The sequence below is a fragment of the Streptomyces sp. NPDC003247 genome (assembly GCF_042888135.1).
Lineage (GTDB): Bacteria > Actinomycetota > Actinomycetes > Streptomycetales > Streptomycetaceae > Streptomyces.
In genome coordinates, this window is sequence record NZ_JBIAPF010000005.1 from 614,372 (window position 1) to 626,376 (window position 12,005).

7 protein-coding genes and 1 pseudogene are annotated in these 12,005 nt (G+C 77.0%); all 8 read left to right on the forward strand.

Translation table 11 applies throughout. From position 1 onward, the window contains the following. Positions 1 to 74: 74 nt before the first annotated feature. Entirely contained in the window at positions 75 to 3,125 is a 3,051-nt protein-coding gene (locus tag ACFYWQ_RS20315; protein WP_389518199.1) for a LuxR C-terminal-related transcriptional regulator, read from the forward strand. A 139-nt stretch (positions 3,126 to 3,264) separates the two neighbouring features. Next, positions 3,265 to 4,665, forward strand: coding sequence for a PucR family transcriptional regulator (locus ACFYWQ_RS20320; protein ID WP_389518200.1), 1,401 nt, complete (start codon positions 3,265 to 3,267; stop codon positions 4,663 to 4,665). A gap of 1,412 nt (positions 4,666 to 6,077) precedes the next feature. Continuing rightward, a complete protein-coding gene (locus ACFYWQ_RS20325) occupies positions 6,078 to 6,860 on the forward strand; it encodes an ABC transporter ATP-binding protein (RefSeq protein WP_389518201.1) in 783 nt (260 codons plus the stop codon). A 170-nt stretch (positions 6,861 to 7,030) separates the two neighbouring features. After that, positions 7,031 to 7,846 carry an ABC transporter ATP-binding protein gene (locus ACFYWQ_RS20330; RefSeq protein WP_389518340.1) on the forward strand — a complete coding sequence of 272 codons (816 nt, stop codon included), beginning with the start codon at positions 7,031 to 7,033 and terminating at the stop codon, positions 7,844 to 7,846. Continuing rightward, positions 7,843 to 8,739, forward strand: coding sequence for a branched-chain amino acid ABC transporter permease (locus ACFYWQ_RS20335; protein ID WP_389518202.1), 897 nt, complete (start codon positions 7,843 to 7,845; stop codon positions 8,737 to 8,739). The genes ACFYWQ_RS20330 and ACFYWQ_RS20335 overlap by 4 nt, the downstream gene beginning before the upstream one ends. Then, entirely contained in the window at positions 8,732 to 9,859 is a 1,128-nt protein-coding gene (locus ACFYWQ_RS20340; protein WP_389518203.1) for a branched-chain amino acid ABC transporter permease, read from the forward strand. Before ACFYWQ_RS20335 ends, ACFYWQ_RS20340 begins: the two co-directional genes overlap by 8 nt. Then, entirely contained in the window at positions 9,856 to 11,133 is a 1,278-nt protein-coding gene (locus ACFYWQ_RS20345) for an ABC transporter substrate-binding protein (protein WP_389518204.1), read from the forward strand. Before ACFYWQ_RS20340 ends, ACFYWQ_RS20345 begins: the two co-directional genes overlap by 4 nt. Before the next feature lie 241 nt (positions 11,134 to 11,374). Further along, positions 11,375 to 11,906, forward strand: a pseudogene (locus tag ACFYWQ_RS20350) (aldo/keto reductase); the annotation flags it as partial. Positions 11,907 to 12,005 lie beyond the last annotated feature (99 nt).

Consider the following 12,005-nt stretch of genomic DNA (forward strand, 5'->3'; position numbering starts at 1 on the left):
CGGAGGCCGTCGCGGGCCCGGGTGCCGCCGAACGCGTCGGGGGTGGGGCGGCCGGTGCCGGCGGGGGAGCGGTGGTGCGGGTCCGGGCCGATCCGGCGCTCGCGGCCGTACCCGGCAGCGGTCTGCGCACCCTGCTGCGCGCCCTCGGCGAGATCACCGGGCGAGCACCCGCGGGGGCGTCGGGCGGGGCGCTGCTCGACGTGCTGCGCGCCGTCGAGCCCCCGCTCCTGGTGTGCGTCGACGACGCCCACCTGTGGGACGCCACCTCCCGCGCGGCCCTGGGCCACGCCGCCGCGCGCCTTCCCGCCACGGCGGGTGTGAGCCTGCTCCTCAGCATCCCCGGACACCGTCCGCCCGACCTCGAGTTCGCCGGACTGCCGCCGCTGCGGGTGGACCCGCTGTCCCCGGAGGAGGCGGCCGCACTGGTGGACGAGGCGACGGGCGGGGCGGTCGACGCGGGCGTACGGGACGACATCGTCGACGCGGCCGAGGGCAACCCGGCGCTGCTGCTCGCCGTCGTCCGGCGGCTCTCGCCCGCCCAGGTGCGGGGCGAACGCCGGCTGCCGCTGCCGTTGGCCGACAGCGACGTGCTGACCGGCCTGGCCGGTGGCCTGCTGTCCGGGGCGACGCCGGAGCAGCGGGACGTCCTGCTGACGGTGGCCGCCGCCGTACGCGACGCCGACGGCGCGGGGTACGCGGCGGGCGGGGAGCACGCGGGTACCACCGGAGGGAGCCCCGCCGCCGGCGCCGTCGTCCCGGAACACCCCGCCGTCGACGTCGGACTCGTCCTGCGCGCGGTGGAGCACCTCCGCGAGGGCGGTCCCCCGGCCGCTCCCGGCCACCCGCTGCCGGACCTGCTGACGGAGGCCGACGGCGAGGTGCGGTTCCGCAGCGAACTGCTGCGCAGGACGGTGTACGAGGCGGCGCCGGCCGAGCGGCGCCGGGCCGTGCACCGCGCACTGGCCCGGGCCTCGGAGGGCGGGGACCCGGCGCTGCGCACGCTGCTGCACCGCGCGTGGGCCGGAGCCGGCACGGCGGCCGAACTGGCGGCCGCGGCGGCCGACCCGGCCGGCTCGGCCCCCCGGGGACTGCGGTGCGCCGCGTACACCCGTGCCGCCGAACTGACCGAGGACGCCGCACGACGCGCCGAGTGGTACCTGGCCGCCGCCGAACAGGCCCTGCTCGCCGGACGCCGGCACCGGGCGTCACGGCTGCTCGACGCCGCCCGGACCGGTGGGGCACCCGCTCTCGTACGAGGCCGTGCCGAACTGCTGCGCGGGACGACGCTGCTGCACGACGGGCCGGTCGACGAGGCCCGCGCCTCCCTGCTGCTCGCCACCTCCCTGCTGGCCGGGCGAGCCCCCGGCCAGGCGGCGGGAGCGGCCCTCGGCGCCTCGGACGCGGCCTGGGCGGCGGGCGATCCCGCCGGGTGCCTGCGGGCGCTGGGCCGGAGCGAGGACGCGGCCGCGGTGGCGGGCACGGCCGTGGTGGCGGGTACGGCCGTGGTGGCGGGTACGGACGTGGTGGCGGGTGTGGCTGAGACCGCGGGTGCCGCTGAGACGGTGGGTGCGGCTGAGACGACGGGTGAGGCTGCGACGGCGGGTGAGGCGGCGGCCGTGCGGGCGGGCCTGGCCGTGCGGGTGGGCTCGGCCGTAGTGAGGGGGGCGGCTGCCGGGAAGGCGGCCACGGCGGGGGAGCCGGGTGCCTCTGTGGCGAACGGCACGGCCGGGCGGAGCGGTGCACGCCCGGCAGACGCCGTGGCGCGCGCGGGGGCGGGAGCGTGGAGCGCTGCCGTGGCGAACGCCGCGTCGTCCTCGGGGACGTCGTCCTCGGGCGGCGCCGCCGCCGTGGAGGCCATGGTCGTGGAAGGCCCCGCGTCGGAGGTGAGGCGCACGGCCGCCGAGAGGGGCGTGGCACTCGCTTCCGACTACCGGCGCGGCCTGCTCGCCCTGCTGGAAGGCGACTTCCCGGCGGCGGCCGAGCCACTGCGGCGCGTACTGGAGCGGGCGGAGGGCGGCGACGAGCCGGAGGACGCCCTGCGCGCGGCCGGAGCGGCGCTGATGCTCGGCGAGCTGGACGCCGGGCGCCGGGCGGGCACCCGGGCGCTGGCCGCCGCCCGCACGCGGGGCACCGTCCCGGCGGTGCCCCGGGCCCGGGAGTACCTCGCCTACGTCGAACTGCGCGCCGGACGGCACGCCCTCGCCCGCACCCACGCCGAGGAGGGACTGCGCGCCGCGCAGGCGGCCCGGCAGCGCAACACCGCCGCCCACCACCACGCCGTACTGGCCCTGGCCGCGTCCATCGAGGGGGAGACCGACCTGGTCGCCGGGCACGTGGCCGCGGCGCTGACCATCGCCCGGCGCCATGGACTCGCCCAGGCCACGACCCTCGCGGAGTGGGCGGCGGCCCGTGCCGACCTGGCCCGCGGGCGCCCCCGGGAGGCCGCGGACCGGCTCGGACCGCTGGTGCGGCCGGGCTCCCGGCGCGGGCACTTCGCGGTGTGGATGCTGGCCGTGCCCTGCTTCGTGGAGGCGGCCGCGTCCGCCGGACAGCCCGACGGCGCCCGGGCGGCCGTGGAGGACTACGCGCTGTGGGCCGGGTTCGGCGCCGACCCGCAGGCCCCCGCCCTGCTGCTGCGCTGCCGGGCCCTGCTGGCCCCGCCGGACCGGGCCGACGCGCTCTACCGGCACGCCCTCGACCTGCACGAGGCGGCCGGCGGCGACTTCGAACGGGCCCGCACCGAGCTCCTGCACGGCAAGTGGCTGCGCCGCCGGCGCCGGCTCGGCGAGGCGCGCGACCGTCTCGGCGCCGCCCTGGTCGGCTTCGAACGCTGCGGCGCCCGCGCCTGGGCGGAGCAGACCCGGGGCGAGCTGCGCGCCAACGGTGCCTCGCCGAGCGGCGCGCGGGCCGGCGCCGGGCTGTCGCTGCTGACACCGCAACAACTGCGCATCGCGCGGTGCGTCGCCGAGGGCGCCACCAACCGGGAGGTGGCCCTGACCCTCTCCGTGAGCACCCGCACCGTCGACTACCACCTCAGGAAGGTCTTCGCCGCGCTCGGCGTCCGCTCCCGTCTCGAACTGGCCAGAATGGTCGAACAGGCCGAAAAGAGCGGTGCACACCCCTAGGGACCGACCGGACGGTATGTCATCCTGCGGGGCAGGACGAGCCGGACGGCTGCCCCGCGCGGACTCCACGGCCCACCCGCAGCCGGCCGGAGCCCCGCCGCGCGGGGCCACCGGCACACCGACCTGGGGGAGGACCGGGATGCACCACGCCCTACGGCCACGGACCGCGTTGCGCCCCGCACCGGCCGGACCGGCCCTGCGGCCGCGTCCGCCGCGCGTCCGCTCGCTGATCGACGCCGACGCCCTGACCGTCCTGCACCGGGCCGCCAGGGCCCTGCTGGACGACCTGCCCGACCTCACCGACCGGCTGGTCGTAGCGCTCCAAGAGCAGGAACCCGCCTACCGGGCGGCCCTGGAGAGCGACGCCGCCGCCACCTGGCAGGAGGCCCACCGCTCACTGCGGCACAGCGTGTCCTCGCTGCTCGACCCGCGCGGCAGCAGGGACGCGGCGCGCCGCTGCTCCTGGAAGATCGGGGCGACCCGCGCCGAGCAGGGGCTGCCGCTGGACGCCCTGCTGCACGCGTTCCGGCTCGGCGGCTCGCTGGTGTGGCAGTGCCTGGTGGAGGAGACCTCCCGGAACGCCCCCGAGGACGTACGCCTCCTCGTGCATGTCGCCGCCGACGTGTGGAACTTCGTCGACGAGCACTGCACCCTCGTCGCGGACGCCTACCGGCAGGTCGAACGGCAGCTGGCGTGGCGGCGCGAGAACCGGCTGCGGCTGCTGGCCGCGGCCCTCCTCGACGGGACCAGCCGCATCGCCGACCTCCCGGAGGCCGCGCAGGCGCTCGACCTCCCCGAGCACGGCCGCTACGCGGTCGTGGCGGTGGCCGGCGGAACCCCCTCCGAGGCGGCGACGGCCCGCGCCGCCGCCGGGCGGGAGGCACGCGTGTACTGGCACACGGGCGTCGACGTCGATTACGGAATCGTCCTGCTGGGCGACGGTGACGGCGACGGTGACGGTGCGGGCGAGGGCGCCTCCGAGGGCCGTGGCGTCGGCGGCATCGGCGGCGTCGGCGGCAGTGGCGGCATCGGCGGCGGCACGGGCCGCACGCCCGCCGGCCCGCTCGGCCGCCCGTGTCCGGGCATGGCCGCCGGTGACGGCGGCCCGCCCTCGGCCGCGCGCGTGGGCATCAGTACGGCCGTGTCGGGGCTGGCCGCCGTCGGGGACGCCCGACGGCTCGCGGACACCGCCCTGCGGATGTGCCCGCAGACCGGCGGAACCATCCGGCTCACCGAGCACCTCCCGGCCGCGCTGGTGATCTCCTCACCCGACCTCGCCGCGGCGCTCGCGGAGCGCGTCCTCGGCCCGCTGCGCGCCCTGGAGCCCGCCGACACGGCCGTCCTGCTGGACACCCTGGCCACCTGGCTGGCCTGCGACGGTTCCGCGCAGCGGGCGGGGGAGCGGCTCTACTGCCACCGCAACACCGTCCTCAACCGCCTGCGCCGCTACGAACAACTCACCGGACGCAGCCTCTCCCGCCCGGCCGACGTCGTGGAGATCAGCCTGGCCCTGGCGACCCGAACCCCGCACCGAGAATGACGCAAAGCCGCCCCTGAACCCCGGCCCTCGCCACCCCCTGCACACCGCCACACACCACCGACAGTCCCCCGCCCGCCGCCCGCCGCCCGCCGCCCGCCGCCCGCCGCCCACCTCCTGCCTTGCCGGCCGGCCCCCGTCAGCAGGCCGGCCCCTGTCAGCCGACCGACCGTCCTGCGCCGGCCGGCCTCCGGCCCGGGGCTTTGCCCGCTCCGGGGCCTTGCCCCCTCCGGGCGGCTGGCCCCTCCGCCGGTCGGCGGACCGTCCGACGGTCGGCTCCCGCCAGGCTGTCGGCCCCGGTCCGATGGCAGGGGTCCGGGCCCTGGACAGGCTTCCGGTTGGATCGTGGGCCGCCGTGCGGGGCAGGTCCCGCCCGTGTGGGCGTTGCCGGCCCGGTCGTGTGCCTACGGTCCGGCGGTAGGGGTCCGGTTGGACCGTGGGCCGCCGTGCGGGGCAGGTCCCGCCCGTGTGGGCGTTGCCGGCCCGGTCGTGTGCCTACGGTCCGGCGGTAGGGGTCCGGTTGGACCGTGGGCCGCCGTGCGGGGCAGGTCCCGCCCATGTGGGCGTTCCCGGCCCGGTCGTGTGCCTACGGCCCGGCGGCAGGGGTCCGGTTGGACCGTGGGCCGCCGTGCGGAGCAGGCCCCCCGCCCACGGTGGGCGCTTCCAGCCCGGCCGTGCGCTTGCGGCGTGGCTGTGTGTTCCCGGCCCGGCCGTGCGCCCCGGCCCGGCCGTGCGCCCCGGCCCGGCCGTGCGCCCCGGCCCGGCCGTGCGCCCCGGCCCGGCCGTGCGCCCCGGCCGGGGCACGGCCCCAGCCTGGTGGCGGACTCTCCGTCCGATGGTCGACTCCCGTCCCACGGTGGCGAGCTTCCGGCCCCGCGGCTGACTCCGCCCGGTGACGAGTCTCCTGCCGTCGCCCGCTTCGGCCCCCCGGTGACGGGTCTCCCGCCCGGTGCCTGGTTCCCACCCCGGCAGCCGACCCGCTCCCGGCCCGTCGGCAAGCCCCACCCCACCGCCGACCCCGTCCCCCGGCCCAGACCCCGCCCCCAGACTCTCCCAAGTCTCGGCCCCCCGCCCAGACTTCGCCCCCCAAGACTTCGCCGTCCCAAGACTCCGCCGTCCCCAGACCCCGCCCCGCCCAGACCCCGCCCACCCTGCCGCCCCCAGACCCCGCCCACCCTGCCGCCCCCAGACCCCGCCCACCCTGCCGCCCCCAGACCCCGCCCACCCTGCCGCCCTCAGACCCCGCCCCCGCCCCCTGGGCACCCGCACAACCCTCCCCGGCCCTCGCTGGGCCCGCGCAGCGAGAGCGCTCGCACGCCTGTACCGGCGCGTAGCCCGCGTGCTGTCGTGAGCTCCCCTTCCCACGAAGTCCCACGAAGTGCCGTGTCCCCGTGGCACGGACCCGAGGAGCCGCGATGCCCGAAGCACCCCCGCAGGACCCGCCCGCGCTGCGCGTCGAAGACCTGGACGTGACGTACGGGCGAGCCCTGTCAGCTCTGCGCTCCGTGTCCCTGACCGTCCCGCACGGCGCGGTCGTGGCCCTGCTCGGCGCGAACGGCGCCGGCAAGTCCACGCTGCTGCGGGCCCTCTCGGGCACCCTGCGCCTGCACCGCGGCACCGTCACCGCCGGCCGGGCCCGGTACGGCGACACCGAACTCGACGGACGCGACCCGGTCGCCGCGGTCCGGGCGGGCGTCGTCCAGGTCCCCGAAGGCAGACGCGTCTTCGCCGGTCTCACCGTCGAGGAGAACCTGCGCACCGGCGGCCTCGGCCTCGGCCGACGCCGGCCCGACCAGGTCCGCGAGGCCCGCGACCGGGTCTACGGCCTGTTCCCGGTGCTCGCGGAGCGCAGCCGCCAGGCCGCCGGTCTGCTCTCCGGCGGCGAGCAGCAGATGCTCGCCATCGGCCGCGCCCTGATGGCCGCCCCGCGCCTGCTCCTGCTCGACGAGCCCTCCCTGGGCCTCGCGCCGCGCATGGTGTTCCGGATCGCCGAGGTGATCCGGGAGATCAACGAGCAGGGCACGGCCGTCCTGCTGGTCGAGCAGAACGCCGGGATGGCGCTCTCCCTCGCCGACCACGCGTACGTCCTCGACGTGGGCGAGATCCGGCTCTCCGGCCGCGCCGACGACCTGGCCCGGACCGACGAGGTGCGCCGCCTGTACCTCGGCGACACGGCCGGCGACCAGGGGGCCGCGTGAACATCCGCTCCACCGGCCGTACGACAGACCGCTCCACCGGCCGTACGACGGACCGCTCCGCCCGCCGCGCACCGGGCCCCGCCGGCGGCCGCGCGACGGCCCACCCGCTCGGCGCTCACGGGGACCGGCTTCCGGCCGCGCCCCCCGAACTCCGCGTCCGGGACGTCACCGTGCGCTTCGCCGGGCTCACCGCCCTGGACGGGGTCTCCTTCACCGTGGCACCGGGGTCCGTGCACGCCCTCATCGGGCCCAACGGCGCCGGCAAGTCGACCTGCTTCAACGTCCTGTCCGGCCTGTACCGTCCGGCCGCCGGCCGGGTCCTGCTCGGCGACACCGACGTGACGGGGCTCGCCCCCCACCGGATCGCCGCGCTCGGCGTGGCCCGCACCTTCCAGAACATCGTCACCACCGAGGGCACCGTCGCCGACAACCTGATGCTCGGCCGGCACGCCCTGACCCGGGCCGGCTTCGCCGCCAGCGCCCTGCGCCTCCCGCACGCCGTGCGCGAGCAGCGCGAGCACCTCGACCGGGTACGCGAGATCGCCGAACTCACCGGCCTCGCCGACCGCTTCGACGCACCCGTGGCCCTGCTGTCGTACGGCGACCGCAAACGCGTCGAGCTGGCCCGCGCCCTCTGCCTGGAACCCCGTGTCCTGCTCCTGGACGAGCCGGTGGCCGGCATGAACGGCGCCGAACGCGAGCGCACCGCGGAGGTCGTCCGGACGGTCCGCGAACGGCTCGGGCTGTCCGTCCTGCTCGTGGAGCACGACATGGGCCTGGTCATGCGCCTCGCCGACGAGGTCACCGTCCTCGACTTCGGCCGCCCCCTCGCCCACGGCACCCCCGACGAGGTCCGCCGCCACCCCGAGGTCCTGCGCGCCTACCTCGGCACCGGCGCACCCGAGGACGACGCGGACGCCGCCGCACCCGAGGACGGCACGGACGCCGCCGCGGGCGCGGCGGCGTCCGGGGAGGAGACCCGATGACCACCTTCCTCGACACCCTCCTCAACGGCCTCGCCCTGGGCGCCGTCTACGCCCTGGTCGCGCTCGGCTTCGTCGTCATCTTCAAGGCCTCGGGCGTCCTCAACTTCGCCCACGGCTCCCTGCTCCTGCTCGGCGGCTACCTCGTCGCCGTCCTCCACGACGACCTCGGCTTCGCCGGTGCCCTCGCGGTGGCCGTCCTGGCGACCGCGGCCGTCGCCGGCGCCCTGGACCGGCTGCTGCTGCAACGCGGCGACCCCGACCCGAAGGCCGCCCACGTGCAGACCATCGTCACCATCGGCGTGGACATCGTCCTGCTGACCGACCTGGCCCGGCGCATCGGCGGCGACCTGCTCACCCTCGGCGACCCCTGGGGGGACGCGGTGACCGGGCTCGGCCCGGTGACCGTCGCCGACAGCCGGCTCGCCGCGATCCTGGTCTCCGCCGTCGTCATCGGCGGCGTCTTCGCCCTGTTCCGGTTCACGCCCTGGGGGCTGTCCCTGCGGGCGGCGGCCGAGGACGTGGAGGCGGCCGCCCTGATGGGCGTACGCCTCAGCCGGGTGCGCATGCTCGCCTGGTGCCTGGCCGGCGGCCTGGCCGCCCTCGCCGCCGTGTTCCTCGCCGCCTTCCCGGCGCCCGGCCTGGAACGCACCACCGGCCAGATCGCCCTCAAGGCGTTCCCGGCGGCCATCCTCGGCGGCATGGCCTCACCGCCCGGCGCCCTCGCGGGCAGCCTGATCATCGGCCTGACCGAGGCGCTCGCCGCCGGCTACCAGTCCGAACTGCACGTCCTCGGCGAGGGGTTCGGCGACGTCGCCCCGTACGCCGTGATGGTGGTCGTGCTGCTGGTGCGGCCCACCGGCCTGTTCGGCGGGAAGGGAGCCGTCCGTGTCTGAGCTGCTCCCCAAGGCGGCCCGGCTGCTGCTGCCCGCCCTCCTGCTGTGCGCCCTGCCCTTCTACCTGGACGCCTTCTGGCTGCGCATCGGCCTGTTCTCGATGGCCGCCGCCATCGGCGCCGTCGGCCTGGGCCTGCTCTCCGGCACCGCCGGCCAGCTCTCCCTCGGCCACGCCTTCTTCCTCGCCGTGGGCGCCTACGGCTACACCTGGCTGGCCGGCGATCCCGGTCCGGCGCTGCCCCCGGCGCTCGCCGCCGTCCTCGCCGTCCTGCTGGCCGGCGCGGCGGGCGGCCTGTTCAGCCCCGTCGCCGGGCGCGTGCGCGGCATCTACCTCGGTGTCGCCACCCTCGCGCTGGTCTTCCTCGGCCACCATGTGCTGCTGACCGCCGACTCGGTCACCGGCGGCTTCAACGGCCGGTCCGTCCCGCCGCTCACCCTGGGCGGCTTCGGGTTCACCGCGGACGACCCCGGACTCGTCGTGCTCGGCGTGCCGTTCGGCGCGGAGGAACGCCTGTGGTACCTCGGCCTCGCCCTGCTCGCGCTCACCTGGTTCACCGCGCGCGGACTGCTGCGCGGCCGTCCCGGACGCGCCCTGGCGGCCGTACGGGACAGCGAGACCGCGGCGGCCGTGATGGGCGTGAACGTCGCCCGCTACCGCTCGGCGGCCTTCGTCGTGTCGTCGATGTACGCCGGCCTCGCCGGGGTCCTCCTCGCCCTGTCCTTCCGGCGCGTCGTGCCCGACTACTTCGGCCTGGCCCTCTCCGTCGACTACCTCGCCATGATCGTCATCGGGGGTCTCGGGTCCGTCGCCGGCGCCACCGCGGGCGCCGTCTTCGTCACCGCCCTGCCCCTGCTGATGACCCGTTACGCCGACCAGCTGCCCCTGGTCGCCGCCCCCGGCACGGGCGGCGAGGGCGCGGTCGGCCCGACCGAGGCGGCCCGCTACCTGTACGGCGCGGCCATCGTCCTCATCCTGCTGTACGCGCCCGACGGACTGCACGGCCTGACCCGCCGCCTCCGTGCCCGCCGGCGCCGCGCCCCCTCCCCGGACCGCGCCCCGGCGCCCCGCCCGCCCGCCACACCCGCCTCACCCGCACGAGCCAAGGAGCCCACCCCGTGAAGACCGAGCACCACAGACACCGCACCCCCGGCACCGCCCTCGCCGCGGCCCTCGCCGCGCTGCTGATCGCGGCCACCGGCTGCAGCTCCAAGGCGGACGGCGGCAGCACCTCCGACGGCGCCGACGGCGTCAAGTCCGGCCCCGGCGTGACCGAGAAGTCGATCAGGCTCGGCGCCCTCACCGACCTCACCGGCCCCTACGCCACCCTCGGCAAGAGCATCGTCCAGGCCCAGCAGATGTGGGCCGACGAGACCAACGCGGACGGCGGCATCTGCGGCCGCAAGGTCGAGATCGTCGTCAAGGACCACGGCTACGACGTGCAGAAGGCCGTCACCGCCTACGCCGACATCGCCCCCGACGTCCTCGCCCTGCCGCAGGTCATCGGCTCGCCCGTGGTCGCGGCCCTCCTCGACGACGTCGAACGCGACCACCTGCTCACCTTCCCGCAGGCGTGGGCCGCCTCGCTGCTCGGCAAGGACTCCATCCAGGTCCTCGGCACCACCTACGACCTCGACATGATCGCCGCGGTCGACTTCCTCACCCGCACCAAGGGCCTGAAGAAGGGCGACAGCGTCGGCCACGTCTACTTCGAGGGCGACTACGGCTCCAACGCGCTCGAAGGCTCCACCTGGGCCGCGCGGAAAGCCGGCCTGAAGATCGTCGACCAGAAGATCAAGGCGACGGACACGGATCTGTCCGCCCAGGTCTCGGCGCTGAAGAAGGCCGGGGTGAAGGCGGTCCTGATCAGCGCCGGACCCGCGCAGACCGCCTCCCTGGTGGGCGTCGCCGCCTCCCGGGGCCTCAGCGTCCCCGTGGTGAGCAGCGCCCCCGGCTTCGCCCCGCAGCTGATGAAGACCCCGGCCGCGCCCGCCCTGACGGCCCTGCTGAACGTGGTCAGCGCCGCGCCGGCCGTCAGCTCCGACCTCGGCGGGGTCAGGAGCATGGTCGCCGCCTACACGAAGAAGTACCCCGGTTCGCAGGTCGACTCCGGTGTCCTGTCGGGCTACAACGCGGCCCGGCTGCTGGGCGCCGACCTGGAGAAGGCCTGCGCGGCCGGCAGCCTGACCCGGGAGGACCTGGTGAAGGCGCACCGGTCGCAGAAGAACGCCGACACCGGCCTGGGCACCCCGCAGGACTTCTCCGACGTCTCCCGGCCCGCCTCGCAGTCGACGTACGTGCTCAAGCCCGACGCTAAGGCGGTCGGCGGGACGGTGAACGTCGAGGAGGCGCACGTCGCCCCGGGTGTGGAGGAGTACCTGACGTCCCGTTCGTGACACGGGACCTGGTGACACCCGGCCGGATTCAGCGCCCGCGCTGCTGAATGGAATCGCTTTCTGTCGTTGGACCTCCGGCGTCGGCCGGGCCAGGCTGGAACCTGTGAGTCCGGTGTGCCGCACCCCCCCGTCGGCGCACCGGACCCGTCGAGTCCGGTGTGCCGTACCCCCGTCGGCGCACCGGACCTGTCCGGTTCCCGCGACGGTCCTCCCCCGACCGTCGCAGAGAGGTCACGAGGTCATGCACACCCGCCGTACCGGTGAGGCCGAGATCAGCGCGGTCGGACCGGGCGCGATGCCCCTGTCGATCGAGGGCCGCCCCGACGAGGCGCGCTCCCTCGCCGCCCTGCGCGCCGCCCCGGACGCCGGGGTGACGCTGATCGACACCGCGGACGCCGGCCGCCTCCGCGCCGGCGAGCGGGGCCCCGACGAGGCCCTGACCGCCCGGGCCCTCACCGGCCACGACCGGGGCGCGGACGTCTGGTCGCCGGCAAGGGCGGCCATCGGCGCCCCGGCGACGGCAGCTGGACCGTCGACGGCCGCCCCGAACACCTCGAGGCGGCCTGCGAGGCGTCGCTGCGGCGGCTCGGCGCCGCGGCGCACGGCGTCGGTCCGCGGCGCGTCTGCCTGGCCCGGATGCTCGGGCCCGGATGCCGGCCAAGCCCCCGGTCGTCGTGCCGATCCCGGGGGCGATCCGCCCGGAGACGATCCGCGACTCGGCGGCCGCCGCCGGCCCCGTCCTGACGGCCGGTGAACCGGCGGAGCCCGACGCCGTCCGGCCGACGGGACCGCGCGGCGCGGGGGTTATCCCCGGCCGCACAGGGAAAGAAAGCGCTTGCCGTGCGGGGGTGCGACCAGAGCCCCCCCGCAAC

Coding starts and splice junctions, on each gene's coding strand:
- ACFYWQ_RS20325 (WP_389518201.1), top strand. CDS start 6,078: ATGCCCGAAGCACCCCCGCAGGACCCGCCCGCGCTGCGCGTCGAAGAC.
- ACFYWQ_RS20320 (WP_389518200.1), top strand. CDS start 3,265: ATGCACCACGCCCTACGGCCACGGACCGCGTTGCGCCCCGCACCGGCC.
- ACFYWQ_RS20335 (WP_389518202.1), top strand. CDS start 7,843: ATGACCACCTTCCTCGACACCCTCCTCAACGGCCTCGCCCTGGGCGCC.